Origin of the sequence: Streptomyces sp. NBC_01445 (assembly GCF_035918235.1) — a bacterium.
Taxonomy (GTDB): domain Bacteria; phylum Actinomycetota; class Actinomycetes; order Streptomycetales; family Streptomycetaceae; genus Streptomyces.
Genome location: NZ_CP109485.1, coordinates 10,343,026 through 10,368,611, shown reverse-complemented (window position 1 = coordinate 10,368,611; position 25,586 = coordinate 10,343,026). Strand labels below are relative to the sequence as shown.

At 69.8% G+C, this 25,586-nt stretch carries 27 protein-coding genes; all 27 read left to right on the top strand.

What is annotated here, in order from left to right:
- The first annotated feature begins 5 nt into the window (after positions 1-5).
- The 27 genes from OG574_RS47705 to OG574_RS47575 all read left to right on the top strand — a co-directional run bounded on the left by OG574_RS47705 (position 6) and on the right by OG574_RS47575 (position 25,580).
- A complete protein-coding gene (locus OG574_RS47705) occupies positions 6-362 on the top strand; it encodes a hypothetical protein (protein ID WP_326771277.1) in 357 nt (118 codons plus the stop codon).
- Positions 359-928 (top strand): phage holin family protein, encoded by a 570-nt coding sequence (locus OG574_RS47700; RefSeq protein WP_326771278.1) that lies wholly within the window; start codon positions 359-361, stop codon positions 926-928. The genes OG574_RS47705 and OG574_RS47700 overlap by 4 nt, the downstream gene beginning before the upstream one ends.
- Positions 925-1,149 carry a hypothetical protein gene (locus tag OG574_RS47695; protein WP_326771279.1) on the top strand — a complete coding sequence of 75 codons (225 nt, stop codon included), beginning with the start codon at positions 925-927 and terminating at the stop codon, positions 1,147-1,149. Before OG574_RS47700 ends, OG574_RS47695 begins: the two co-directional genes overlap by 4 nt.
- Positions 1,150-1,151: 2 nt before the next feature.
- A complete protein-coding gene (locus OG574_RS47690; protein ID WP_326771280.1) occupies positions 1,152-3,779 on the top strand; it encodes an ATP-binding protein in 2,628 nt (875 codons plus the stop codon).
- Positions 3,776-6,325 (top strand): hypothetical protein, encoded by a 2,550-nt coding sequence (locus tag OG574_RS47685; RefSeq protein WP_326771281.1) that lies wholly within the window; start codon positions 3,776-3,778, stop codon positions 6,323-6,325. The genes OG574_RS47690 and OG574_RS47685 overlap by 4 nt, the downstream gene beginning before the upstream one ends.
- Positions 6,322-7,524: a lytic transglycosylase domain-containing protein gene (locus OG574_RS47680; protein WP_326771282.1), complete on the top strand. Its 1,203-nt coding sequence runs from the start codon at positions 6,322-6,324 to the stop codon at positions 7,522-7,524. Before OG574_RS47685 ends, OG574_RS47680 begins: the two co-directional genes overlap by 4 nt.
- Before the next feature lie 139 nt (positions 7,525-7,663).
- Positions 7,664-8,215 carry an RNA polymerase sigma factor gene (locus tag OG574_RS47675; protein WP_326771283.1) on the top strand — a complete coding sequence of 184 codons (552 nt, stop codon included), beginning with the start codon at positions 7,664-7,666 and terminating at the stop codon, positions 8,213-8,215.
- 4 nt (positions 8,216-8,219) lie between these two features.
- Positions 8,220-9,413, top strand: coding sequence for a CU044_5270 family protein (locus OG574_RS47670; protein WP_326771284.1), 1,194 nt, complete (start codon positions 8,220-8,222; stop codon positions 9,411-9,413).
- 69 nt (positions 9,414-9,482) lie between these two features.
- Positions 9,483-10,670 (top strand): adenylate/guanylate cyclase domain-containing protein, encoded by a 1,188-nt coding sequence (locus OG574_RS47665; RefSeq protein WP_326771285.1) that lies wholly within the window; start codon positions 9,483-9,485, stop codon positions 10,668-10,670.
- Entirely contained in the window at positions 10,660-11,142 is a 483-nt protein-coding gene (locus OG574_RS47660; protein WP_326771286.1) for a Pycsar system effector family protein, read from the top strand. The genes OG574_RS47665 and OG574_RS47660 overlap by 11 nt, the downstream gene beginning before the upstream one ends.
- A gap of 214 nt (positions 11,143-11,356) precedes the next feature.
- On the top strand, positions 11,357-11,695 hold the full coding sequence (locus OG574_RS47655) for a hypothetical protein (protein ID WP_326771287.1): 339 nt from the start codon (positions 11,357-11,359) through the stop codon (positions 11,693-11,695).
- Positions 11,695-14,454, top strand: a complete 2,760-nt coding sequence (locus OG574_RS47650; protein WP_326771288.1) for a hypothetical protein — start codon at positions 11,695-11,697, stop codon at positions 14,452-14,454. The genes OG574_RS47655 and OG574_RS47650 overlap by 1 nt, the downstream gene beginning before the upstream one ends.
- A 5-nt stretch (positions 14,455-14,459) precedes the next feature.
- Positions 14,460-15,404, top strand: a complete 945-nt coding sequence (locus tag OG574_RS47645) for a replication-relaxation family protein (RefSeq protein WP_326771289.1) — start codon at positions 14,460-14,462, stop codon at positions 15,402-15,404.
- 82 nt (positions 15,405-15,486) lie between these two features.
- Positions 15,487-15,783, top strand: coding sequence for a hypothetical protein (locus OG574_RS47640; protein ID WP_326771290.1), 297 nt, complete (start codon positions 15,487-15,489; stop codon positions 15,781-15,783).
- The gene (locus OG574_RS47635; RefSeq protein ID WP_326771291.1) at positions 15,780-16,793 is read left to right on the top strand and encodes a hypothetical protein; all 1,014 of its coding nucleotides are present in this window, start codon (positions 15,780-15,782) and stop codon (positions 16,791-16,793) included. Before OG574_RS47640 ends, OG574_RS47635 begins: the two co-directional genes overlap by 4 nt.
- Positions 16,794-17,021: 228 nt before the next feature.
- Positions 17,022-17,633 (top strand): hypothetical protein, encoded by a 612-nt coding sequence (locus OG574_RS47630; RefSeq protein WP_326771292.1) that lies wholly within the window; start codon positions 17,022-17,024, stop codon positions 17,631-17,633.
- 26 nt (positions 17,634-17,659) lie between these two features.
- On the top strand, positions 17,660-18,493 hold the full coding sequence (locus tag OG574_RS47625; RefSeq protein WP_326771293.1) for an ATP/GTP-binding protein: 834 nt from the start codon (positions 17,660-17,662) through the stop codon (positions 18,491-18,493).
- Positions 18,494-18,520: 27 nt separating this feature from the next.
- Positions 18,521-19,237 (top strand): SAF domain-containing protein, encoded by a 717-nt coding sequence (locus OG574_RS47620; RefSeq protein ID WP_326771294.1) that lies wholly within the window; start codon positions 18,521-18,523, stop codon positions 19,235-19,237.
- Positions 19,238-19,241: 4 nt separating this feature from the next.
- Positions 19,242-20,159, top strand: coding sequence for a hypothetical protein (locus tag OG574_RS47615; protein WP_326771295.1), 918 nt, complete (start codon positions 19,242-19,244; stop codon positions 20,157-20,159).
- Positions 20,156-21,772 (top strand): CpaF family protein, encoded by a 1,617-nt coding sequence (locus tag OG574_RS47610; protein WP_326771296.1) that lies wholly within the window; start codon positions 20,156-20,158, stop codon positions 21,770-21,772. The genes OG574_RS47615 and OG574_RS47610 overlap by 4 nt, the downstream gene beginning before the upstream one ends.
- Positions 21,772-22,674, top strand: a complete 903-nt coding sequence (locus OG574_RS47605) for a type II secretion system F family protein (RefSeq protein ID WP_326771297.1) — start codon at positions 21,772-21,774, stop codon at positions 22,672-22,674. Before OG574_RS47610 ends, OG574_RS47605 begins: the two co-directional genes overlap by 1 nt.
- 2 nt (positions 22,675-22,676) lie before the next feature.
- Complete coding sequence (locus tag OG574_RS47600; protein WP_326771298.1) at positions 22,677-23,567, top strand: hypothetical protein; 891 nt, start codon at positions 22,677-22,679, stop codon at positions 23,565-23,567.
- Between the two features lie 21 nt (positions 23,568-23,588).
- Entirely contained in the window at positions 23,589-23,783 is a 195-nt protein-coding gene (locus OG574_RS47595) for a hypothetical protein (RefSeq protein WP_326771299.1), read from the top strand.
- A 189-nt stretch (positions 23,784-23,972) separates the two neighbouring features.
- The gene (locus tag OG574_RS47590) at positions 23,973-24,170 is read left to right on the top strand and encodes a hypothetical protein (RefSeq protein ID WP_326771300.1); all 198 of its coding nucleotides are present in this window, start codon (positions 23,973-23,975) and stop codon (positions 24,168-24,170) included.
- The gene (locus OG574_RS47585) at positions 24,167-24,592 is read left to right on the top strand and encodes a TadE/TadG family type IV pilus assembly protein (RefSeq protein WP_326771301.1); all 426 of its coding nucleotides are present in this window, start codon (positions 24,167-24,169) and stop codon (positions 24,590-24,592) included. The genes OG574_RS47590 and OG574_RS47585 overlap by 4 nt, the downstream gene beginning before the upstream one ends.
- Positions 24,589-25,116 carry a TadE/TadG family type IV pilus assembly protein gene (locus OG574_RS47580; protein WP_326771302.1) on the top strand — a complete coding sequence of 176 codons (528 nt, stop codon included), beginning with the start codon at positions 24,589-24,591 and terminating at the stop codon, positions 25,114-25,116. Before OG574_RS47585 ends, OG574_RS47580 begins: the two co-directional genes overlap by 4 nt.
- Complete coding sequence (locus OG574_RS47575) at positions 25,113-25,580, top strand: pilus assembly protein TadG-related protein (RefSeq protein WP_326771303.1); 468 nt, start codon at positions 25,113-25,115, stop codon at positions 25,578-25,580. The genes OG574_RS47580 and OG574_RS47575 overlap by 4 nt, the downstream gene beginning before the upstream one ends.
- Positions 25,581-25,586 lie beyond the last annotated feature (6 nt).

The following is a 25,586-nucleotide window of genomic DNA, read 5'->3' as shown; positions in this document are numbered from 1 at the left end:
CCCTCATGTACTCCACTCCGTTGGCCGCGGTCGGCATCATCGACGACTTCACCGGCATGGGAAAAGACCTCAAGACCCTGCTCACTGTGGTCGTCCTCGGCATCATCTACGTGGGCAGTATCGGTGCGACCTGGGCCGCGACCCGCTCCATGCTCAAGGCCTTCGTCGCCGCCGTGGGCGGAGCGATCGTGATGGGTGTCATCGCCTCCCAGACGGTGCTCAGCAACAAGACGGCCGAAGAGCTGAAGAAGGACCACACCGTCGGCCAGGGCGAGGCGGTCGTCCGCGTGATCGCCGCTCCCGAGCCCATCGTGTTCACCGCTTCGACTGCGGGCCGTGTGCATCTGGGTCGGGACGCATGAGCTCCGCAGCCGAGGAGGATCTCGTCGGCCGCTGCTACACCAAGGCCCGCCGCCACCCGAGCATGATCGGCCAGTGGGAGGGACGCCGGCTGTGGGGCGGCCCGTACAGCGTGCCGCAGTTCATCACCATGGGCGTCGTCTTCGCGGTCATGATCGTCGCTCTGGTCGCCGTGCCCAGTCTGTGGTCGACGTTTGGGCTCTTCAACCTCGTCGCCCTGGCCCTGGTCCCTTATCTCGCCTCGTTGCTGGTGCGCCGCCTGCACATCGACGGCCGGCACCCGTTCGCGGCGTTGGCGAGCGCGGCGGGCCTGGTGGCAGGCGGGCAGCGGCCCCGGCTCGGTGGCCGGCAGCTGCGGCGGATCACCACGCAGCCGCTGCAGGGCACCGTCACCCTCACCGCGCAGGCACCAAAGCGGCGCGCGGCCGCATCTGCTGTGCCCTCGGAGATGCACGTCCTCGTACGACGCCCGTCGCGGCGCGCGACCACCACGCCCGTAGGTACCGCCTCCACCGCGCTCGCCCAGCTCGCGACCCACCGCTCAAGCGCTTCGAGGGAGCAGCGATGAACACCCCCGAACTCACCCCTGGGCCAGACAAGGCCGTGCACGTCGTGCGCGACGAGTGCTGGGAACTGATGAACCGGCCCCCGGAATTCACCACCGCCCAGGCCGTCTTCCCCGGTCTGCTCGCGCGCGGCAGGAGCCTGCCGATGCGCCTGCACCTTGCCCTTCTGCAGTCGGGCCGCGTTCTCGGGCAGTCGGCTCCGCAGCGCGAGGAGGGGGAGTAGGCGTGAAGATGCCGATTAGGCACGTGGCCGGGAACGTCGTGTGGAGCGTGCACGGCACGGTGTGGGCGCTGTACCGGGTGCAGGGAGTGGACCAGGTCCACGCCAGCAAGACCGCGAAGCTGCGCCGTCTGAAGGCGCTCGAGGCGCTGGTGAAGAAGCTGGTGGGCGAGTCGATGTGGCTCTCTCTGTGTCCGCAGGTCGACCCGCGCGCGGTGGTGCGGGCGATGACCGAGGACATCGACATGGCGGCCAGCGACGAATACACGCAGGTCGCCCACCGGGTCCTCGACAGGTTGGAGGGCCTGGAGCTGACCGGGCGCACCGACTGGCTCGCCGTCCCGCTGCCCGCAGTCGGTCGCCGTCAGCGCCTGGCGGACATGGCGGGCGCGGCGAAAGGCGAAGTCGCCCTGCAGCTCGGTCTGTTGCCCGCGCCGATCAGCCGGCAGGAAGAAGGACGCCGGCTGGCGCAGGGGGCGCAGATGGCGGCGACGTGGCCGGGCACGGTGGCGGTGCGTCCGGCGAGCGAGGCGGAGATCCTGTGGATCTACGGGCACTCGGCGCGGCGCGGGGTGCTGGAGCCGCTGCTGCCCACCCCCGACGCGCTACGCGGGCTCGTCAACCGCGGCCGCACGGTCGCCGCGCTCGGCCAGGCCGTGCTCACCGAGGGGGCCATCGACGGCGCCCTCGCCGACGAGGGGGAGCGGCGCGGCCCGGGCGTATTCAAGCGCAGGTGGCTGGAGGTCGCCACCGAACACGGCGCCTCCTACCAGTCGTTCTTGACGCTTTCCGAGATGCCGGAGGCATTCCGCTTCCCCGGCTCGGAGTACCTGGCCGCACTGGACACCTTCGGCTTCCCCGTCGACTGGGTGGTGCGCCTGAACGTCACCCCCGGGGCGGTCGCCGAGGCCAAGACCCGTCGCAAGGCCCGCGACCTGGCGGGCCAGCCCGAGGAGTGGGCGCACGATCCGGCCGGGGTGCCAGCCTCGATCGGAAAGGCATCGGACAGCCTGGCGGAGAACCGGGAGCGGCTGACCGCGTCCAAGGGCGAAGTCGACGTGCGGGCCATGGTCGCCTTCTGCGTCTGGGGAGCGGGCCCGCAGGAGGTGGAACAGCGGGCCGGACAGCTCACTGCGGAGTTCGGCGGCGACGACTACACCCTGGACCGGCCGCTCGGCGACCAGGAACACCTCTTCTACGGGATGCTGCCCGGCGCCCGCACCCCGCAGGCCATGGCCTCCTACGCCCAGTACCTACTCGCCCGCGACTTCTGCATGGCCGGACCATGGGCGGCGACCGAACTCGGCGACGAGCGCGGCCCGCTGTACGGGTGGCAACTGACCGGCGGCGGCGCCCGCCCCGTGCTGATGGACTTCACACGCGGCCCAATGAAGCGGACCTCCGCCTCGGCGGCGTTCCTCGGCGAGCTCGGCGGCGGCAAGTCGTACGCGATGAAGTGCGCCGTCTACTGGACACTCGCCGCAGGCCGCAAGAAGGGGGCGCCGGGTAGTCGCGGTCGCACGGTGATCGTGGACCGCACCCCGAAGCAGGAGTGGCTGCGCTTCGCGCGTGCCTGCCCCGGACGCACCGAGCTGATCACCACCGACAGCAGCGCCGCCGTCTGCCTCGACCCCTTTCGGGTGTTCACGCAGCAGCGCGGACAGGCGTCGGTCGACATCTCCGAGGCCCAGCGGCGCTGCGAGTCCTTTCTGCACATGCTGCTGGGCATCCAGTCGATGGACGAGGCAGGCGATGTCCTGTCCGAGGCCGTCGCACACGTCCTGGCAAGCACGAAGCCGAGCATGCGCGCCCTGATGGCGCACCTGACCGAGCGCGGCGTACGCGACGACGACCCGACCTGCCGGTCCTTGGCCCGCAAGCTGAACATGCACGCCCGCCGCGACATCGCGCGTGCAGTCTTCGACGAGAGCCTGCCGGTCATCGACACCGACGCCGACTCCGTGGTGTTCTCCGTCGCTCAGCTGGCACTGCCCAAGAAGTGGGAGCTGGAGCCGGGCCATTTCGAACGGCTCAGCCCGGAGAAGGTGTTCGGGCGTGCGGCCCTGTATCTGATCGCGGCGATCTGCCGGCACATCGCTTTCGACCCGCGCCACGAAGCGGAGTTCTGCCAGGTCGTGTGGGACGAGTGCTGGTGGCTCACCTCCGCGCCCGAAGGCCTGGACCTCCTCCTGGAGCTGGTGCGCGACGGCCGCAAGCACAACGCCGGCGTGCTGGTGGGCAGCCACGACCCCGACGACATCGGCCCCGACACGGAAGTCGGCCGCATCGTGCGCGGCCTGTTCCCCCGCCGGCACCTGTTCCGCCAGACCAACATGGAACTGGCCCGCCGCGGCCTGGACTTCCTCGACCTCGACACAGGCGACCCCGAACTGCTGGAGATGGTCACCACCCGGCTCTCCCCGCTGGACGAGTCCGACGTGGTGCAGGCACAGCGGGCCGGTGAGTGCCTGGTGCGCGACCTGTTCGGTCGGATCGGTGCGATGCGCGTGCAGGTGCCGCTCGACCCGGCGCTGGCCGACGTCATCCACTCCGACCCCGAACAGGCCCGAGCCGAGGAAGGCCCGGGCGGCGAAGGGCTGGTCGCGGACGGAATGGAGGCGGTGACGGCATGACCATTCGGCGGGGACGTTTCCGTGGGTTCACAGGTGTGCGGCGTCATCTGGCGGGCGGGCTACTGCTCGTCATCACAGCGCTGGCCATGATGATGCTGCTCGCGCCCCGGGTCGGCGCCGCCCCCGGGGACCCCACGCCAACGCCGTCCCCGTCGGCGTCGTTCCCGAAGTACGAGCCGGGCCTGGAACCGACCGCCCCCGGGCTGCTGCCTCCCGAGTCCGTCCACCCCACCGCCCCCAAGGACAAAGACAAGACCGGCCGCACAGCGAAGGACGGCAAGAAGAAGGACACCGACAAGCAGCCGTCCGCGAAGGAGAAGAAGGCGGCTGCGCAGGAGAAGCTGCGCCGCGAGATGCGGCAGCGGGTCAAGGAGTACAAGGCCAAGCACGGCGACGGCGGCGTCCTCAACGCGTTCGAGGTCACCGACGAGAAGGGCCTGCCGGTATCGGCGTACCGGATCGTCTCTGCCACCGGTGGCGTCACTGATTTCTCGGGCGAGCTCCAACAACTTGCCACGCAGTTCCTGTTCGAGCTCACCAAGTGGGTCGTGGCGTTCGGCTGCTGGCTGATCTCCTGGGCCCTGTCCTGGGCTTTGGCCTCCCTGTTCCTCAAGCCGGCCATGAAGCTGTCGGACGCCCTGTACAACCAGACGCTCGTCCAGCTCGGCGTGCCGGGCCTGCTGATGGCCTACTCCGGCGTGGTCGCGTTCTGGAACATCACCTTCGGCAGGACCTCCCGCGGCTGGGGCGAGATCGCCGCCTCCACCGTGATCGGCGCGCTCGCCGTGTCTACGCTCGCCGCTCCCCCGCAGCTGCTTCTCGGCCAGCAGGACGGTGCCGTCGGCAAGGCCCGCGATCTCGGCATCGCCATCTACGCGATCACCACCGGCCACGAGGACGCGCTGTCGAGGGCCGGGCAGATCACCGAGCCCAAGGCCCGGGAACTCACCCGCACTGTCACCGACGGGATCGTCGAGGCGTTCGTAGTGCGCCCCGCGTTCCTGCTCTCCTACAACCAGCAGCTCAGCGACAACTGCGTTGATCTGTACAGCGACTCCCGCGTTAAGCAGGCCTTCTTCAACGAACAGGTCGACAAGACCAAGGAGCTCATTCAGAAGAACCCGTCCGGGTTCGGGTGGGTGCCCAACCCTGTCCAGGGCCTCCCGGACGCTCTCACCGACAAGGCGACCGACTACGTCGCCAACGACCTGCTCGGCCTCAACCCCAACAGCGACTTCGAGAAGGCCTGCGTCAAGGACGCGGCCACAGCGAAGAGGACCGGCTGGGACAAGGTCGGCGGGGCGCTGTTCATCCTCATCGCCGCGGTCCTGATGACGGTGCTGCTGCTCATGACCGCGTTCCTCTACCTGTCCACGCAGATGCGTCTGGTCATCGAGGCGGTGCTGGCACGGGTCGCCCTCGCAGCGGGCATCATGCCCGGCCCCGGCCGGGCATGGCTGTGGGAACGGGCCACGAACATCGTGCGCCTGCTCGGACTCCTGGTCGCCTTGGTCACCGGCCTGGCCATCGCCGTCACCCTGGTGACTGCACTGCTGAACGCGCCCTTCGGCGACAACGCCGGGGCGCTGCCCGCCCGGTTCGTCGCGGTCGACGTTTCCGTCATCGCCTGCTTCATGTTCCGCAAGCGCATCACCCAGCGGTCCAAGGCCTGGGCCATGAACGCCCGCACCCGCCTGGCGGGCAGCCCGCTTGGCGGCAGCGCCCCCGCCGCGATGAACCAGGACGCAGGCCGCAAGCGGTCGCTGGCCGCGACGCTGGCCACTACCGCCCTGATGGTCGGCGCGATATCCGCGACCGGCGGGGCAGCCGCCGGCGGCGTGGGCGCTCGCTCTTTGATGTCGTTGGGCGGGCGCGGGGCCACGTCACTGGCCGGACGGCTGGGCACCCGCCTGGCCGTGCGCGGCACTACCGCCATGGCCAAGGGCGCCACCAAGGCCGTCGCCGGAGGTGCGAAAGCCGCGTACGGGGCAGGCAAGTTCGGGCTCAAGTACACCCTCGGCGCGCCCGTCTACCTGCCACAAGCCGCCCGCGCCGCACACACGGCGATCAAGGCCGCCCCGGGCAATATGGTGCGCTCCGCCGCGCAGCTGCGCTCCCGTCTCACCCAGCCCGTGACCCGGCAGCTGCCCGCCGTCCGCGACTTCTCCCAGACGTACTGGAACAACGTCGGCGGCCGCTGGGCCGGCAACAAGATCCGCATGCACCGCGGGCTGCCGCCCCGCCCGCACCCGCGCACCCCGCCCCGCGTCATCAACCGGCCCCTTGTTCCTTCCCCCGCCGTGCGTCACTCCTCGGCCGCCACCACGACGGCGGCCCCTCGGCCGCGGCGAGTGCCCCGGCCTGTGCCGCAGCCAGCCGCGTCCACGCAGCAGCAGGCCCTGCGCCAGCGGCTGTACCGGATGACGACGGACACGGCCCGCACGCACGGCCCCGCGCCCAGTGCGGAGCCTCAGTCTTCTGTGGCCCCCGCCGGGCCCCGGCCCCGGACGCCGCGGCCCGCGCCGGCCCGCCGGAGGACGCCGTGACGAAGAAGGGATGGCTCGCGCTCGGCGCGGCCGCCGCCGTCATGCCGCTGCTGCTCGGTGTCGGCGCCTTCGTGGCCCTCACCGGGGCGGTGGCCGCCGACCAGGACGAACAGAGGCGGCAGGCCGCCTACTTGTCCGGGGGCGTACAGGATGCGCCGGCCTCGGTGAAGGGGATCGGGCCGGTGATGCTGTCCGCGTACGCGAACGCGGCCTCCCGCACCATCAAGCTCCGCCCGAAGTGCAAAGGCATGCGCTGGTCGGTACTGGCCGGATTCGGGCAGGTCGAGTCCCACCACGCCGCGGGCCATCGCGTCGCAGACGACGGGACGATCACCCCGCGCATCATCGGCGCCCGCCTCGACGGCTCCGGCGCCGGCGGCAACACCAGCAAGGTGCCCGACACCGACGGCGGCACATGGGACGACGACACCTCATACGACCGCGCCGTGGGCCCGATGCAGTTCCTGCCCTCCACCTGGAACGGGCCCACCGGCCAGGACGGCAATAGCGACGGCATCAAGGACCCCCACAACGCGTTCGACGCGGCGCTCGGCGCCGCCGTCTACCTGTGCGGCACCGAGCCCAGCGACCTGAGCGACGACGCCCAGCTACGCAAGGCCGCCCTGCGCTACAACCACGCCGGCTGGTACGCGAACGAAGTCCTGCAGTACGTGCACCAGTACGACCAGGCCGGCGACGTCCTCGGCAACACCGGCAGCAACGGCCCCGTGCCCGTCTCCGTGTCCCTGCCCGGCCCCCCGGCCGCCTACCAGGGCGGAGCAACAGCCTGCTCGTACTCTGACCCGACCGGGGGCCGCTGCCTGACCGGCGCAACAGCCCACGGATACCAGGAAATCCTTAACAAGTGGCCGCGCTGGCACGGCGGAATCGGCTGCCAGACACCGCGCGCCGAAGGCGGCGAGCACCCGCTCGGCCGCGCCTGCGACTACACACCGGGCACCCTCGGCACCCGCGCCGTCGGCACCGCGCTCGCCCAGGGCTGGGCTCTGGCCGCATGGCTGCGCAAGAACGCCGGAGCGCTGGACGTGCAGTACGTGATCTGGCAGGGACGGATCTGGAGCATCAACCACCCTGAAGATCAGGGCGGTTGGGGGCGGCCGTACGACCACGGACTGAACAACACGCACACCGTCACCGGCGGGCACTACGACCACGTCCACGTCACCTACAACGACTGAGGCCAGCCCTCCGGGGCCTCCGCGTCGTCGCCTCCCGGGAAGCTGTGTCCGTCGTTTTCGAGTTTCCTGTGTAACGTCCTGCCGTCTCGCACCAATACCTGATGACAGGAAGCACCCGGAGGGGACGGAGGTGCGGGCGGTGGCCGATGCAACTAGCCGCTTCACCGCGATGTACGACGCGTGTCGGCAGCGGGTATGGGCGTACGCGGTCAGCCGGGCAGGCCGGCAGATTGCCGACGAGGTGGTCAGTGAGACGTTCACGATCGCCTGGCGTCGTCTGTCGGATGTGCCGGACCCGGCGCTGCCCTGGCTGCTCGGGGTCGCCCGCAACGTGGTGCGCGACAGCGCTCGCGCCGAGGTGCGACGCGCCTCGCTCGCGGCTGAGCTGCGCTCCTGGACAGAACACGCCGAAGGGGATGTCGCCGACGACGTGACCGACCGGCTTGCGCTGCTACGCGCGCTCACGACGGTGTCCGAGGCCGACCGTGAAGTACTCATGCTGGCCGCCTGGGACGGGCTCAGCCCGGCCGAGGCGGCCAAGGTCGTCGGCTGCACGGCGGCAGCTATGCGGGTCCGCTTGCACCGTGCCCGCGGCCGGCTCAACCGGGCGCTCGATGACAGCCACGCTTCTCCAGCGCCTGGCCCTGCTTCTACGCCGCCTAGTGCCGTGTTCGTACGAGAGGAGGCCTGACGTCATGGCAGACGACATTCTGCAGCGCCTCGCCGCCGCACGCCCCGCACACCTGGCCCCGGACTCGCCCGTGGACGACACCGTCCGGACCATCGAACTCACGGCCGCCATGGCCGCCGCGCCCACGTCATCCGAAACACGGTCCCCGATGGCGCGGCTGCGACGGCGACTGCGACCGGTGTGGGGGCTGGGCCTCGCGGCCGTGGCCACCGTAGCGGCGCTCGTCGTGACAACGACCAACTTGGGTCCTACGCACGAGCCCGCGCAACAGGTCTTCTCCGGCCGGGAGTTGCTGCTGGCCGGCGCGAACGCCCTCGACAGGCAGCCCCAGCTGAAGGGCGACTACTGGTACCAGGTGGAGCACCGCGGATACCTCACACAGATCCCCGGCAAGAACTACGTCATCGACCAGCGGTGGGTCACCCGCACGTGGCTCGCCGCTGACGCCGACAAACGGTGGACCGAGCACACCGACCTGGGCGCACGGCCAGCCACAGAGTCGGACGAGGCCGCCTGGAAGGCAGACGGTTCCCCGCACACCTTCGACCTGACCGACCCCGCCACCAAGGCCCGCGCCGAGCGGGAGAACGCGAAGGAGAGCCACCACACGCCCAGGTCCGTACCGAAAGACATCGTTCACTACAAGGGCCAGGGCGTCATCCAGCGCGACGCGCCAGGCGGCGGGAGTGAAGAGATGCCCTCCGGCGACATCAGCGTCCGCGAACTGCGCGGGCTGTCCACGAACGCGCACACGCTGGCCGACCAGCTACTCGTAATGATCGACGAGGACTACGACGCCCCGCCCAAGGCGCTGCACGAACTCGTCGTCGACACTGCCCGGCAGATCGCGTTCAGCATGCCATCGCCGCCCCGACTGCGCGCAGCGGCCTACCGGCTACTGGCCGACGAGCCAGGCGTGCGCTCCCTGGGCACGGTCGAGGACCACGACGGCCGTACCGGATACGGCATTGCCATGCCTTCGCCGTACGGGGCAGACCCGGGTCCCCTCGAAGTCCACTACGTCTTCGACCGCAGCACCGGCATGCCCCTGGGCAGCGTCACCGTCGCCGCCGCGGCCTTCAAGCAGTGGAAGGCGGGCGACACCATCAACTACACGACCATCGCCATGCGCTGGACTGACCAGGCGCCGCCGTTCGACACAGACACCCATCCGCGCCCTCCCTCCGCAGACCGCTGACGGGCCCGGCCTTTGCGGCATCCGCCGCCGGTCCCGGCAAAACCATCGATCCAACACGAAGGCGAGCTCATGACATCCGATCAGATCACCCTCATGGAAGCCCTGCGCAGCACGGAACGTCCCACCAAGGTCATCCTGTTCGCTGACCTGGCCGGCTCCACGGAGATGAAGAGCAAGGTGGGGGAGGTTGGCTGGCTGCCGACCCTCGGCACGTTCCTCGACATCGCCACCACCGCGACCGCGGAACACGGCGGCACCGTCGTGAAGTACCTCGGCGACGGCATCCTCGCCGTCTTCGACGGCGACCACGCGGCCGAGGCCATCTGCGCGGCCATCCAGATCCAGGAAATGCTCCACAGCGAGAACGCCGACCTAATCGTCGCCGACTGCCTGGCCAGTGTCGGCATTGCCACCGGCAGGGTCGTGGAGTACGAGGCGCCGTCAGGCGGACTCGACTACGTCGGGTCCGTGGTCGACCTTGCGGCCAGACTCTGCGCCTCTGGCAACCCGCAGGCCATCTGGGTCGACAGCGCCACCGTCGCCGCTGCGATCATGACACGGGTCTCCAGCAAGATCGGCCGAGTCCACGGCTTCACCTCGGACGACTATCTCTCCGACGAATGGCGGGTGAAGGTCAAAGGGTTCGCCAAGCCCGTCCGCTATCGCGAGGTCATCTGGCACACCAGTCCGTTCGGCGCCCGCAACGAGACCGTCGACCAGATCAGCGAGCGCCCCGGTGCCACCCCGCTCGGGCAACCGGGCAAGGACGGGCCAGGCAGCATCGCCGCCCAGTCGTCAACGCCCCTCGATGAACTGCGCGAGGGCGTGGTCAGGCGCTGGGACACCACACGAGGGCAGGGTTTCATCACGACCCCCGCCGACGGGGACTACTACATCGACCGCCGGTTCGTGGCGAACGGAGACAATCTCGCGGAGGGCCGCACCGTGCGCTTCGCGCCACACTCCCCCATCACCCCGGACGGCTCCCGTCCCGTCGCCGCCTGCGCCGTCCAGGAGGGCCACCTGGTACACGGCACCGTTCATCGGGTCCTTCCCCACAAGGGATTCGGCTTCGTCGATGTCGTGGACCAACTGGGCAACCGGCAGTCCCTGTTCGTCCATATGGGCCCGCGGGCGTCCGAGTTCCGCACCGGGCACCACGTCATCGTGGAAGCCGTGCGGAACTACAAGGGGATCTCAGGACGCCTCACTGAGGAGGCCGGCCCGGCGGACGACGGAGTCGAACGTGCGGCCTGACCACCCGGCGCGGACCGCGCTCACCGACGTACGGGCGGAACTGGCCCGAACCGACCAGAAGGCAGGCATGCTCTTCGCGCTGGTCTCCGCCGTCACGGCCGCGATCCTCGCGTCCTTCGCCACCCGCCCATCTGGGCTCTTCGCACTGTGGAACGGAATCGAGTGGCTGGCCTGGAGCGGGCTCGCCTGCCTGGCCACCAGCCTCTTCCACCTTCTGCGGTGCATCCGACCAGAGGGCGTGAACAACCCGCACAGCGGCGGCTACTTCGCCTTCTTCGCCCAGTACGCGGGACAGCCGGAGGCCTTGCGCGCCCACCTCGCTACTGCGACACCCGATGCCGACTGTGCTCAGCTCGTCGCACTGTCGATTCTCGCCACCCGGAAATACCAACTCATCGCCCGGTCCATCTCCTATCTGGCAACGGCGCTCCTCCTACTCGCTGCTGCCCTTGTTCTGAACGCCGTGCACTGACCCCGTCTGTTCCTCGGTCGGGTGCGGGTTGGGAAGAACCTTGTCCGTTGCCGTGGTGAACATGGCCCAAGGTCTCGGCGGTAGGAGGCCTCGAACCCGGACGTCCTGGCCAGCCTGAATTCTTCACGACAGTACGGTCACGTTTTACCCCCCGGCACTCCTTGGGGAATCAGACGGGCGGCACACGGCCGCCCGGATCCTGACGGGAGTGCCGGTGAAGTCCACACGGAGTACCCAGTCGCCGCGGGATGCGGCCGTAGTCCTGCTGGTGGAATGGTGCGGCTGGCTGGCCGCAGTCATCTTCGCCCTGGGCTGCGTGCACGGCTGGTGGTGGGGTGGCGATCTGAAGAATCTGCCGCTCATAGGGGATTCCGCGGCACAGGCGGCGGCGGAGCATCGCGGCTGGCCGTGGGTGCCCTTCCTGGTGATGGGGCTCGGCGGCCTGGCCGTACGACGCCTGTGGCGATCGGCAGCACACCGCGTGTTCGCCCTCGCAAAGGCGGAGCGGGAGGGGCTGCGCACGCCTCGGTTTCGCCTATCGCAAAGCAGCTGATGATGGGCGACATCGTCTCCTCCGTATTCTCGTTCGTCGTTCCCGATGACGTGCCGTGGGCGCAACTGCTGTGCGATGTGGCCTGGTGGCTGGGCTGGGTCGGCGGGGTCGGCGCTCTGTTGGCGGGCGCGGGCTCGCTCTTGTGGCGGTGGAGGGCACGCCGGCTGCTTACGGAACGGGCGGTCGTCGAGCTGGTGCCGTCCCAGGGATTTGATCCGTCCGCACCGGACATGACCCCGCACGCGGCGCGTCTGGCCCGCGCCTCGCAGACCACCGAGTGGACGCCGCGACGCGCGCAGGGGATACGGCTACGGCATGGCAGCGACGGGCAGGGGCAGCTGTCGCTGCGAATGGAAGGTCCGGCGACGTCGGCCGCGCTGATGCGGCTGCCTTCCCTGCCGAACGTCCAGGTCCGCAGCCATCAAGGCCGTCGCAGCCGCGACCCGGTAGAGCGCATCGCGTTCGAGGGAGCTTCTCCCCTGCCCCGGCCCGCAGCAGCTCCCAAGCGCGTGTCCCTGGTCAAGGGCAGCGGACAGGCGGCTCCCGCCGAGCCCGCCACCTTGTATGTGGCGCGCGCCGAGCTGGTCCTGGCGCGCCCCGACCACAAGCGTCTCACCCCGGCCGCGCTGGACCCGGACCCGCTGCAGGTCCTCGCGGACGCGTGTGGGCAGATTGATGCCGAGCGCGGGGAGCATGCCGAGCTGGTCGTCGACGTGGTGCCGGTGGCGAGCTGGCGGGTAGCCGCGTGGCGGCGCCGCCTGGTCCGCCGCGCCGAGCAGCGCGGACCGTCCGCATACGGCGAATCGCTCGGCTCGAGCCGACGCGGTGGCGGATCGTCGTTGATGTCGGCGCTGGTCGAAGGGCTCAACGGCGGCAAGCCGCTGTCCTCGACCAGCTCCTCCAAACCTTTGCCGCGGCAGAAGGACCTGGCCGACGGGGTGGGCAAGTTCCTGCCGACCACGGATGCGCGAGTCTTCGCGGTGCAGGTGCTGGTGCGGGTGACCGGGACGCACCCGGCACGGGCGCAGGCCCGCCTGCACCAGGTGATGGCTGTCATGGATGCCTGGTCCGGGGAGAACTGGTGGCGGCCGGTCGGTCCTCGCCGTACGGGGTGGCGGCCGTACAGCAGTATCTGGTGGCGCCGCCGCAGCTTCGATCGCCGCTACGCCACAGGCGAGTTCGCCCCGGCGCGCCGACAGTGGGTCACATCGGAGGAGTTGGCGGCGCTGCTGCGACCGGCGACCGTCCACTGCACGGCGCAGAACGTGGTGCGCACCGGCGGCACCCTCGCCCCGGCGCCGCGCGCACTGCCCACCTGGACCGGGCAGCCCGGCGTGGTGCCGCTGGGCCGGGTCACCGAAGCCGACGGGCGTACTCGGCTCGCGTGCCTGCCGCAGGCCGAGGTGCTGTTCGGTGCGTCGTTCGGCAAGTCCGGGTTCGGCAAGAGCGAGCTGGCGCTGCTGCAGGCCATCACGCTCTCCTACGGCGGGTTCGGATCGTGGTTCCTCGACCCGCACGGCGCGGCGATCAAGCGGGCGCTGCCGTATCTGACGCACCCGGCGGTCATCGGCCGCGTGCAGCTGATCGACCTGAGCGTGAAGAAGCCGCGGGCGATGGTCGCCGCGTGGAATCCGCTGTCGATGGAGGGCCGCGCCGAAGAGGAGATCCAGGACGTCATCGGCGCCGTGGTCGCCGGGCTCGCCGCCGCACAAGGCTGGGGCGACGGCGCACCGCGCGCACGCGCGATCCTCTCGCACACCGTGGAGATCCTCGCCCACCTCGCCCACCGCATGTGCCAGCGCGGGCGCCCGGACCTGCAGCCCACCCTGTTCACCATCCCCCGCCTTTTGACGGACGAAGAGTGGCGCGAGCGCGTGCTCACCCAACTGCCTTTGCCGCTCTCGCAGTTCTGGCGCACCACGTTCCCCAAGTACGAGGGCAGCGCGGTGCCGGTGGTCACCCAGACCATCGAGCAGCTCGCCACCTCCACCTCCCTGCGCGCCTTCCTCGGCCAGCCGCGCTCCACCTACGACGTACGCAAGGCGATGGACGAGCGGCAGATCGTGCTGCTGCGATGTTCCGGGACCGGCAGCGGCGACCAGATCATCACGAGCCTGCTGCTGTTCGACCTGTTCCGTGCCGGGCATTCCCGCGAGGGCACCGACCCGGAGATGGCCACGCTGTTCGCGTTCGCCGACGAGCTCAAGGCGATCGACGGCGCCGCCCGCGGCTACATCGCCGCGATCCTCGAGCAGCTACGCAAGTACGAAGTCCGGCTCATGGCGATGACACAGATGGCGATGCGGCTCTCGGAGGAGACCCGGCTCGCGCTCATGCAGAACCAGAGCCTCCTCACGGCCGCAGCCGCCGACACCGACGAGGCTACATTCCTCGCCAAACGCCTGCCCGGCGCCGACACGATGACGCTGACCGAGCAGCCGAAGTGGCACTACGCCGTACGCGCCACCCTGGGCGGCAGGCCCACGCCCACGTTCCAGGTCGCTGGCGTCCCCGTCCACGAGGTCCTCGCCGACTACCACCACCCCGAGCGCCTGCCCGATCTGGAGAAGGCCATGGACACCACGCTGCGGCGCCGCCCGCTGCGCACCGTCCTGACCGAGCTGGACGGCAGCGACGACGGGCGCAGGCCCTCCCTGGACGACCGGATCCTCGCCGAACTCGGCCGCCGCCCCGCGCCGCGCAAACCGGAAACCCCCGACGACTGCTGGCCCGACGCCAGCTCCAGTGAGGTTGCCTAATGTCTTTGGACACCCCCATCACACCGACCGCCCCGCCGCGCCCCACGGGCCTGTCCCGCCTGGCGCAGGACCTGCTGCCAGCGCTGTATCAGCACCGCCTGATCGCGACCAGTCAGCTGCACCGGCTATTCACCCCCCACGCCCGCCGTCCCGTCTACCTGCGCCAGCAGCTCAAGGAGCTGCGCCGCATCGGGCTCGTCGACGCCACCGCCCGGCGTACTTCGCGTATGGGGAACCCGGAGCTGCTGTGGTACATCACCGCGCGCGGCGCCGAAGCAGTCGCCTACGACCCGACGATCCCGCGGCGCGGCTACCGCATCAGCCCGCAGACCGCGGCCTCCCAGCTGCAGGAGCACACCCTCACAGTGGTCGACACGGGCGTCGCGTTCGCCGGCTGGGCGCGCCGCCTCGGGGATGAGTGCTCGCCGCTGGACTGGGAGCCCGAGATCGCGCACCGTATCCGCAACGGTGAATCGCGCGGTGTTGACGACGCGTTCATGATTCCGGACGCCGTGCTGCGCTACACCCATGCCGCCGAGGACGGGCGCCGGCGGATGCTCAGCTTCTTCATCGAGGTCGACCGCGCCACCATGCAGACCACCCGGCTAGCCGCCAAGCTCTCCGCGTACGCCCGCTACCAGAGCTACGTCCCCGCGGCCGGTGGCCGCGGCCGGCGTTCCACCCGCGAGGCCTGGCGCGACCACTACCCGGCCTTCCCCCGCCTGCTCATCGTGCTGACCGGAGCCTCCGACAGGGTTCTGGCCAACCGGATCCAGGACCTGCGCGCCCTCGCAGCCGCGGACCCGCGCGTCGGCCAGCTCAGCGCCGGAGTCACCACTCTGCAGCTCCTGCAGGACAAGGGACCCTTCGCTCCGGTCATGACCCCACTGTCCGGTGACGCAGCCCCGACTGACGTCTTCCTCGCCCCGACCGGAGGTTCCCGTGCATGATGTACGGCGCGCCCTTCTCCGGCGCGTTCCCTCGCCACCCACACCGGCCCCGTCGCCTCGAGGGCACGCCTGCGCACCCGTAGTGGACACAGTCCCGCTGCCGTCCCCGCTCCTCACCGAGCTGATCGCGCTGCGTGCCCATACCCGCCATCTCGGCTGGCTCAGCGAACGCGAGCACTGCCCCGCGCAGTACCAGCGCCTGGCCCGCAGCGTCCCGCAGGACCTCCTGGACGGATGGCTCGCCCAGACCGACGGCACCGGCCGCCTCGAGGATCTGATTCAGGCGCTGGCGCACACGCACCGTCAGGCCCCGAGCACCCACTGTGGATCACCGATGGCGCAATCCCAACGCCATATGACCACAGGGGAGTTCACGTGAAGAGAAAGCGCCAGTGGGCCGTTCTGGTGACCGCGGCAGCCCTGCTGTCGGGCTGTTCCGGGCCCCAGGACAGGGCCGAGGACTCGAGCCAAGCAGCAGCCGAGAGGCCTTCCACCGACCCCAAGTCCACACCGCCCTCCGCCCCGGACCTGCCGGAGGGCATGGTGCGCCTTGGCTCGTCCTTCCCGTTCAGGGAGGAGGGACAGAGTGACTCCTGGACGGTCAGTGTCAGTGCACTCTCCTCGGCCAAGCCGAGCGTGAAAGCTTCCTCGATCCCCGACGGCTGGCGAGCGCTGACCACCAAGGTCACCTTCACCAATACCGACAGCGGAATCGCGGAGCTGCACGGCTCTCTCGACGTCACCGCCCGCTACGGCCCCCAAGGCCGCACAGCAGCCGCGTTCACCGACACCGGCATCAAGGGCCTCGCGTTCCCCGACATCGAATCTCACCCGATCCGAGTTCGCCCCGGCGGCACGTACACCACCACAGTCGGCTACGCGGTCCCAGCCGATACCGCCGGACAACCCCTGACCTTCACCATCGAGGGCGACGACCCCACCTACTTCGAGGGCGCGATCCCAGGCGCCCCGGCCCGCCCCGTCGACACCTCTCACGTTCAGCCCGACACCACCAAAGAGCTGAAGTTCGGCGACTGGGAGGAGGACTCGCCCTGGCTCCGCATCGGCCAGCCCCGCACCGCCGGCGCCACCGCCCAGGGCAAGCGCTACGCGGTCGACCTGAGCTTCTTCAACAACTTTGACGACACCCTTCTTGGCAACCGCCCGGAGGCCAACCTGAAGGTTTACGCCGGAGCGGAGCTCGCCGAGGGCGACTTCGAGGAGAACCTGTCCAATCTGCCATCGCTCGCCTGGATCGCGCCCCAGCGGATGGCCACCGTGACCGTGCACTTCACCATTCCCGGAAAACAGATTGATGGTCCGGTCAGTATCGAAGTGGTCGATCCGTACGGAGAGGACGTCACCTACACGGGCGACGTGAAGAACTGACCGCGCCACGGGACCGCCCTATACCGAAAGGACCGGTGTGTCCCGTTGGGCGGTATTGACGCGTTCGCAGCTTGTGAACTGCCTTTACTGGCTGCGCTGTTGGGGTGAATATGCGTAACGTGTGCATGTGCACGGCAACCACACCCGTCTCGCGCAGCACGACCACACCATCACCCAGCGCGATACACCACAGGTCACCGGCACAGCGGACGAGGAGAACGGGGAGGCGTGATGACGCCAACGGCAAAGGCCAAAAACAACCTACTTCGCAGTCGAAATCGACTTATCGGCACGGCACTTGTGGGCTGTTCCGTCTTCGCCCTCGCTGCCTGCAGTTCTGATTCGAAATCCGACGGGTCCAAGCCGTCCAGCAAGCCGACCAACGCCGAGAAAGTACAACCTTCAAAATCATCCAACCCGCAAGCAGCCGAGAAGAAGGCGGTGCTGTCCGCCTATCAGCACATGCAGAGTGAACGCCTGAAGGCGTATGGGAAGGCCTCCGAGGAGGGAACCGAGCTCCAGAAGTACGCCACCTTGGACGCCTTGGGGCAGTTCCGGCTGGCGATGCTCGACATGAAGAAGGCGGGCACGGTCGTGAAGGGGACGCTGGGGCACCTGGGCACGACCGCGACGATCCAGACCGGTGCCAAGCCACCCTCGGCCAGCGTCAGTGACTGCGTGGACCTGTCGCAGTGGAAGACGTGGGACACCAAGGCCGACAAAGAGATCCCGATGCCGTCGGCACAGCCGCAGCGCTACCGGGCGACAGCGAAGCTGGAGAAGTGGAAGGACGGGTGGATCGTCACCTCCTACCTCCCGCACGGGAACCAGGAATGCTGAGGCGAGCGGCGGCGGCCACAATAGGCGTGCTGGTGGTCTCCTCGAGTGCGGCGCACGCCGACGGCGGTCCGGCGGTGGGCAACGATCCCGGTTGCCGCGGGGCAGCGCCGGACGTGACTGTGTGTGCGAGTGACCCTGTCCGCGCTCCGGGCAAGTCGGACTCCCAGAGCGCGGCTGCCAAGGGCGGCGGGAAGGGGTCCGCTGCCCCAAAGTGCATCTACACCAAGATGGTTCCACAGCCGCCTGCCGAGAACCTCGCAATGCAGGATGGCAAGAAGCGCGGGGGTAAGGGTGCCGCGTACCAGGTCATGTGCCCGGGTACTGGTCGGATCGGCGTGGTGTGGATCCCGGACGGAAACGCCCCGGGTGCGCCGGCAATCGATCCGGAGGTGGTGGCCCGTCAGGCGGTCGACTCGATGAAGCTCGTCGGTCCGGATATCGACATCAACCCGAAGCCGGGAGGCAAGGGCTTGGTGGGGATGCCCGTGTGGATGGCAGTGGGCCAGTCGCCGAACACGTACGGCCCCAACTCAGCGACGGCGACGGCCGGCGGGGTAACAGTGACCGCGACGGCGAAGGTGAAGTCAATCGTCTGGAACATGGGCGACGGGACGTCGGTGACCTGTAACGGTCCGGGAACGGGGTACCGGAAGTCGTTCGGGATGAAGCAGTCGCCGGACTGCGGCCACGTCTACAAGCAGACCTCCGACTCAGCGGGCGGGAAGTTCAAGGTGTCCGCGACCGCGACCTGGGCGGTCGACTGGCAGGTGGCCGGCGGCGGTGGGGAGACCGGTCACCTGACCGAGGTCCGCAATTCGCAGGTGGGGCTGACGATCACTGAGTCTCAGGCCGTCAACTAACCATTCTTGAAGGGGATTTCGTACGCCATGGACACCACGACGCCTGCGCCGCCGCCGATCGCTCCGCCACGTCAGGCTGACCTGCCGATCTCCGCGGGCGCCAAGAAGTCGTCCAGGGCCCCGCGCAAGCTGATCCAGGCCTTGGTCTGGACGCTGGCCGCTCTGGTCGGTGCCCTGGTGGCGATCTCTCAGGTGAACCGCGCCGGTGACCGGGTCGAGGTCCTGGCCGTGGCGCACGATGTGCAGGCCGGGCAGGTCGTGAAGGCCTCGGACGTGACGACCGCGTCGGTTGCTGAGGATCCCGCGCTCTCTCCGGTGCCGGCCGCCGACCGGAGCCGGATCGTTGGACAGCGGGCCGCGGTCGACCTGCGCCAGGGCTCCCTGCTGACCGCCTCCTCCGTGCAGTCCGGCGGCGGCCTCGGCGATGACCTGCAGGTGGTCGGCGTCGAGGTGAAGAAGGGCACCGCGCCGAGGGACGAACTGCGCCCCGGCGACAAGGTGCTGGCCGTGGTGCTGCCCGAGCAGGGCGCCCAGTCCACGACCGGCACGGGAGCCGCGAAGAACGGCGCGGAGCCAGAGCCGGAGAGCATCGAAGCGACGGTGAAGTCGGTGGGCCGTACGGACGCGACCGGATCGCTGGTGGTGAATCTCGCGGTGCCGACCACGGAAGGGCCGCAGCTGGCGGAGAAGGCCGCGGCCAAGCGGATCGCCCTGGTGCGGCAGCCGCGCGACGGAAAGCAGTGACGGCATGGCTCTGATCGCATTGGTGTCGGCGGCCTCCGACGGTGTGAGTACGTCGGCGACCGCGCTGGCGCTCTCCAGCCGCCAGTCGGTGCTGCTGGCCGAGTTCGACATGGCGGGCAGCAAGCTACGGCACCGGCTGCTGCGCGGCATCCACCTGGGCGGACAGGCCCTGGACGGCAATATCGGCCTGCACAAGCTGGCCGAGGCGTACTGGAGCAGCGCGGCGGCCGGGGTGCAGGATCTGGCGCCGCAGGTGGATCAGCATCTGTGGCCGCTGGACGACACCGGGATGCGGCTCGTGCTGCCGGGCCTGACTGATCCGCGGCAGGCTTCCTCGCTGCAGGAGTTGTGGCCGAGCCTGATCGACGTGCTGCAGATGACCGACCACGAGCACCACTGGGACGTGATCGTGGACGGCGGGCGGCTGGCCTGGGAGAACGGGCGGCTGCACCGGCTGCTGACCCCGTCCCCGGTCCTGCACCAGGCCGACATCGTCCTGCTGGTCGTGAAGCTCGCCGATCCCGCGTCGGTGTTCCTGGCCTCGACGGCGATCGAGGCGCTGCAGGACGAGCTCGGCCAGCACGGCACCGGCGCACGGGCGTTGGGCCTGCTCACACTGTCGTCCGGCTCGCGGCGGGAGTTCGCGCCGCACGAGGTGGAGGCCAAGTTCGAGGCCCCGATCCTCGGCTCGCTGGCCTGGGATGAGCGCGCGGCCGCGTATCTGTCGGCCGGCGGCGCGCCGCCGCGGAATCTGGCCCGCTCAGCGCTGCTGCGCAGCGCGCGCGATGTGCTGGGTCCGCTGCGCGCGTATGCCCAGCAGCGTCGGCTGCACATGGAGATGCGGGCCCAGCAGGGCGTGAGCCCAGCGGTGCTGCACCAGGTACGGCAGCTGGGGATGCGGCGTCGTAGGGAGGCATCGTGACGAACACTCCGACGGGCCCGGACAAGGACGCGGCCCGGACACAGCTGGGTCGTCTGCTCTCCCAGCGCAGCACCCACCCCCCGGAGCACGTCGCGCCTGCAACACCGGATCCCAGGACGGCACAAGCCCACCCGGCCCCCACCGCGCGCCCGGTCGCGCCGGCGCCTGCCCCCATGGTGCCCGTCGCGCCGGTGACCACCAGCTCCTCGGCGGGCGCCGGGGCGATGGGCGTGACCGACTTCGCGCGGACCGCATCGCTGCCCGGCACGCTGCCGGTGCAGCCGGAGGAGATCCAGAAACTGCGGGTGCGGGTCGCCGAGGATCTACGAGCCGTACGGGAGCGGCAGCAGGCCCAGACGCTGGAGGCGGAGGAGGAGCGGGAGCTGGCGGAGCTGTTCGCCCGCCGCCAGATCGCCGCCTGGCATGCCGAGTTCACGCAGAAGAATCCGCCGCTCAGCCAGGAACAACGCAGCATCCTGCACGAGGAGGTCCTCAACCTGACCTTCCGCGCCGGTGCGCTCCAGCGTCTCTTGGACCAGCCCGGTGTGCAGAACATCGACATCGACGGCGACGTCATGTATGTCGACGTCGCCGGCCAGCAGCGCCAGAAGATGGCCTCTCCGTTCGCCAGCCGTGAGCAGACGATCGCCTGGATCAACACCATGGCCGCCCAGTCCGGGCACGGCGAGCGGCAGCTGTCGTATGCGTCGCCCTACGTCGAGTTCCGGCTGCCGGACGATTCACGTGTGGCAGCGAATGTCCTGACCCGGAATGTGTCGGTGTCGATCCGCAAGCATGGCGGCCGCGCGTGGACGCTGGGCAACCTGCTGCAGGAGAAGACGGTCGACCAGCTGCTCGCCTCGTTCCTGTCGGCGGCGGTGCGGGCCCACATGAACATCGTCATCTGCGGCGGGATGACCGCGGGGAAGACCACGCTGATGCGCGCGATGGGCCGTGAGATCCCGGCCTCGGAGCGGCTGATCACGCTGGAGTCCTCGCTGGAACTGTTCCTCGATGACGCCGAAACGCCCTGCCACACCTTGGCGTTCGAGACGCGACAGTCCAACGGCGAGGACGGCGCCGGCGCCATCACCCTCTCCGACCTGATCGAGATCGCACTGCGCTACAACGCCGACCGGATCATGGTCGGTGAGGTCCGCGGCAAGGAGTCCATGGCGATGCTGGAGGCGATGTCGGCCAGCCAGCCCGGCTCGATGTGCACGCTGCACGCCGACTACCCCAAAGACGTCATCACCCGCCTCGTGCTGCGCCTGTCGATGGCCGATCTCAGTGCGGAGACCTCGTACCGCCTCATCGAGGGCGCAGTGCATCTGATGGTGTTCGTGAAGAAGGGCGCAAAGCCCGGCGAGAAGATCGTCTCCCACGTGTGGGAGGTCGACGGGCTCAACGAGGACGGCACCCCGTCCATGACCCAGCTGTTCGCGCCGAGGCCCGGGGACGGGCGGGCGGTGCCGACCGCGTTCCAGATGAGCCCGGAGCGGGCCGAGCAGATCGCCGAGGCCGGGTTCAACCCGCTGCTGCTGGCCCAGTACCCGCACGGCACCTGGGATCCGGTCGAGCAGTCCGGCGAGGCCGAGAGGCGGGCATCGTGATGAACCAGTCGCAGCGGGCCTTGGTGGCCGCGCTCGGTGTCGTCGTGTTCGTGGCCTGCCTCGCCCGGGCCGTGACGGCCCTGCGCCGCCGCACCGAGCCGGAGCGCGGCCCGGTCAAACGACGTGGCGGACCGGGGCTGCTGGACGAGCTCCCGCCGGTGTGGCAGGCCAACTACCGCTTCCTGTTCAGTGCCGCGGTCGTCGCCGGGGTACTGGTATGGGCGATCGCCGGACGTCCTGTGCACGGTCTGGTCGCGTTCGCCGGTGTGGCTGGTCTGCCGTTCCTGCTGTTCCCTGGCGGTTCGGCGCGTACCGAGCTGGAGCAGCTGGAGGCGTTCTCCGACTGGCTGCAGCAGCTGTCCAGCGTGATCGCTGCCGGAAAGCCGCTGGAGGTGGCGATCCCCGGTTCCCTGTCCACGGTGCCGGATCTGCTGCGTGTGCCGGTGACCCGGCTCGCGCAGCGGCTCGCGGACGGGGTGCCGCCCGCGCAGGCCTACCGGTACTTCGCCGACGATCTGGCCTCCAATACCGGCGACGAGATCGCCATGGTGTTCCAGATGCACACCCAGGCCCGCGGCCGCGGGCTGGCGAACGTGATCAAGGAGATGGCGTTCAACAAGTCCGACAAGGCCAAGGCCCTGCGCAAGCTCGACTCTGACCGGGCGCGGACCCGGCGTAAGGCCCGCAACGTCACCGTGCTGACCCTCGCGGTCATCGCGCTCGGGCTGACCAGCGTCTCCTACACCGATTGGTACCGCACCGCGCCGGGCCAACTCGGCCTGATGGTGGTGGGGTTGATGGTCACCGGGTCGCTGGTGTGGATGCGCAAGACCGCCCGGAACAAACCCGAACCGCGGCTGCTGCGCACGGCGGCCGAGCGTGTGGGGGTGGAGCAGTCGTGATCATGTCTGTGCCCGCGATGGTGGGCGGCGCGGTGGCCGTCCTCGGCGCCGGGATGACGGTGCGGGCGCTGATGCCCGCCCGGCCCTCCGTGGACGCACTGCTGAAGACCACCCGCTCCCCCGCCCCGCCCACCCAGGTCGATGCGAGCGCGGGCCGCTTCGAGGCGCTCACCGACAAGATGGGCGACCGGCTCGTCGCCACGCCCACGGTCGCCTCCCGGCTGCCGGCCACCGACCTCAGGCTGCTGGAGATGTCCCCGGCCAAACTCCTGGGCCGGTGCGCGCGGATGGCAGTGCTGGGGATGGTGCTGCCTCAGCTGTTCATGCTGCTGCTCACGGTTGCCGGCAAGCGCCCGCCGCTGCCGGTGCCGGTGCTGCTCGCGCTCGCGGTGGGTGGGTTCTTCGCGTTCAAGTGCCTGGACGATGTGCGCGACGACGGCAAGAAGCTGCGCGAGGAGTACCGGTACACGATCGTCTCCCTGCTGGAACGGCTCATCCTGATTCGCTCGGCGAACGCGTCGGCCGGCGAATCGCTGCTGCGCGCCGCCTCGGTCGGCGACACCACCCCCGCTTTGCAGATCCGCGAGTCCCTCGAGCACGCCCGGCTGACCGGCACGCCCTACTGGAGCGCGCTGGCCCAACTCGGCCAGGCGATCGGCGTGGAGGACCTGGCCCGGCCCGCCCGCGCCATGGCACTCGCCGGCGAGGAGAAGGCCGCCGTCACCCGCACCCTGGAAAACCAGGTCGACCTACTCAACGCCGCCGTCCAAGGCGACCGCGAAACCCGCGCCAACCAGGCCACCGAGCAGATGGACCTGCCGGCGTTGACCGTCGGCTTGTCCCTGGTCGTCTTCTGCGCCCTGCCCGCCTTCATCAAGATCCTCAACCTGTGACCTGGCCCGAAGGAGATACGGATGTCGCTCGCTCTGTACGGCCTGTGGGCCCTGGCCGTCACGCTCGGCTTCGCCCGCGTGGTCGCACTGAACCAGCCCGCGGCGGCGCGCAACCCCCGGGACACCGACCGGCTGCACCTGATCGCGATCGTCGTCGCGCTGAGCGTCGTCACCCTGATCGCTCTACCCGCCCTCATCAAGATCTTGTCCGTCTAGTCGCCGTCCCTGCAGGGGAGTTCGTATGGGATCCACACGTGAGCTGCTCATCCTCTGGACGGCGATCATCACCATCGCCACCGTCCTCACGATCCTTTTCCAGACCGTCCTGCCCTCCCCGTTCTGACCCCTTTCGCCGCGGACACCGCATCCGGCGCGTCCGCTTGTCCTCACCTCCCGGAGGTTGTGATGTCTCGTCGTCTCACCCGTATCACCGCTGTGCTGCGCCGCCGCTACGGCCACGTGCGCGGCCGCCTCTCCGATGCCGGCTACTCGGTCACCGAGTGGGCCTACATCACCGCGGCCGGCGGCGGCATCGCCACGATCCTCTACCTCGCCATCGACAGCACCGCCCGCGCCAAGGCCTTGGAGATCGCAGGCCTGTGACCAGAGCCGCCGGCAAGCGACACCCGGTCCCGGAGTCGAGATGGTCCCGGCTTCGGGAGCGTCTCAACGACCACGGCGACAGCGTCGTCGAGTTCGCGGTGATCTTCCCCGTCGTGCTGATCCTCGTGTTCACCGTCATCGAGGGCGCCCTGTACTTCCATGCCCGCTCGGTGGCAGCGCGCGCAGCTCAGGTCGGCGTGGACGCAGGCCGCTCCTACGACGCGAGCCCGGACGACGGGGCCGCCGCCGCCCGCGACTTCCTGGCCCGCACCGGCAACTCGGTCGAGGGCTCCAAGGTGGCGGTCGACTCCGGCGGCAACCAGATCGCGGTGACCGTCACCGGCACCGTCTCCTCCCTGGTGCCCGGCCTGGAGTTCACCGTGCGCCAGCGTGCCCAAGCCCCCGTGGAGGAATTCCGGTGAAACACGCGTGGGTTCACGCCTCCCGCGCCCTGCCGCTCGGCCGCTGCCGGCGGACAGAACATCTTGTGGCCCGCACGGTCCTGGGCTGGCGTGCTGCCTTCTCGGGTGCGGCCGCGGACCGGGGCAGTGCCGCGCTGGGTGCGGCAATCTTCACTCCGGTGTTCATCGCCCTGCTCGCCCTGGTGATCGCTGCGGGCCGGATCCAGATCGCGCAGGGTGCCGCGGACGCAGCCGCGCGGGATGCTGCACGCACCGCCTCGCTGGCCGACAGCCCCGACACCGCGCAGGGCGAGGCCCGCCAAGCCGCCGCCGAGTCGCTGCGCCGCTCCGGGCTGACCTGCTCCGACATCGCGGTCGCCGTGGAGTCCGACGGGATCGACGCGCCCGTCGGGCAGGCCGCCACGGTCACCGCCACCGTGTCGTGCACCGTGCCGCTAGATGACGTGGCGCTGCCCGCACTGCCCGGCACCAAGACGCTGAAGAGCACCATGACCAGCGTTGTTGATCAGTGGAGGGCCCGGTGACCAAGCCCCTCCCCCGACTGCGTGCCCATGTCCGTCGTGCCGTCAGTACGCTGCGCGAGCGCCGCGATACCGGCGGCGTGGAACTGTTCATGCCGATCATGGCGATCGCCATCTTCGTGATGCTCGGCCTGGTCGTGGACGGCACCGGCGTCCTCAACGGCAACTCCCGCGCCACCTACGCCGCTCAGGAGGCCGCCCGCGCGGCCGGCCAGCAGATCGATCCCGGTCAGGCCATCACCGGCGAGGCGATCGTCGTCGATCCCGACGCCGCCGCCGGCGCGGCCCAGGACTACCTCGACGCCGAGGGCCTGGACGGTGACGTAGTGGTCTCCGGCGATGGCAAGACCATCACGGTGACCGTCAACGACTCCTACGACCCGCTGTTCGCCTCGCTGTTGGGCATCGACACCCTGCCAGTGTCCGGCGAAGCCAAGGCCACCCTGCTCCACCAGCCCGGAGGCTGACCCGCT

Excerpts from the sequence above, each read along its gene's own strand:
- OG574_RS47705 (WP_326771277.1), top strand. The coding sequence starts at position 6 with ATGTACTCCACTCCGTTGGCCGCGGTCGGCATCATCGACGACTTCACC.
- OG574_RS47700 (WP_326771278.1), top strand. The coding sequence starts at position 359 with ATGAGCTCCGCAGCCGAGGAGGATCTCGTCGGCCGCTGCTACACCAAG.
- OG574_RS47695 (WP_326771279.1), top strand. The coding sequence starts at position 925 with ATGAACACCCCCGAACTCACCCCTGGGCCAGACAAGGCCGTGCACGTC.
- OG574_RS47685 (WP_326771281.1), top strand. The coding sequence starts at position 3,776 with ATGACCATTCGGCGGGGACGTTTCCGTGGGTTCACAGGTGTGCGGCGT.
- OG574_RS47670 (WP_326771284.1), top strand. The coding sequence starts at position 8,220 with ATGGCAGACGACATTCTGCAGCGCCTCGCCGCCGCACGCCCCGCACAC.
- OG574_RS47665 (WP_326771285.1), top strand. The coding sequence starts at position 9,483 with ATGACATCCGATCAGATCACCCTCATGGAAGCCCTGCGCAGCACGGAA.
- OG574_RS47650 (WP_326771288.1), top strand. The coding sequence starts at position 11,695 with ATGATGGGCGACATCGTCTCCTCCGTATTCTCGTTCGTCGTTCCCGAT.
- OG574_RS47620 (WP_326771294.1), top strand. The coding sequence starts at position 18,521 with ATGGACACCACGACGCCTGCGCCGCCGCCGATCGCTCCGCCACGTCAG.
- OG574_RS47615 (WP_326771295.1), top strand. The coding sequence starts at position 19,242 with ATGGCTCTGATCGCATTGGTGTCGGCGGCCTCCGACGGTGTGAGTACG.
- OG574_RS47605 (WP_326771297.1), top strand. The coding sequence starts at position 21,772 with ATGAACCAGTCGCAGCGGGCCTTGGTGGCCGCGCTCGGTGTCGTCGTG.
- OG574_RS47600 (WP_326771298.1), top strand. The coding sequence starts at position 22,677 with ATGTCTGTGCCCGCGATGGTGGGCGGCGCGGTGGCCGTCCTCGGCGCC.
- OG574_RS47595 (WP_326771299.1), top strand. The coding sequence starts at position 23,589 with ATGTCGCTCGCTCTGTACGGCCTGTGGGCCCTGGCCGTCACGCTCGGC.
- OG574_RS47590 (WP_326771300.1), top strand. The coding sequence starts at position 23,973 with ATGTCTCGTCGTCTCACCCGTATCACCGCTGTGCTGCGCCGCCGCTAC.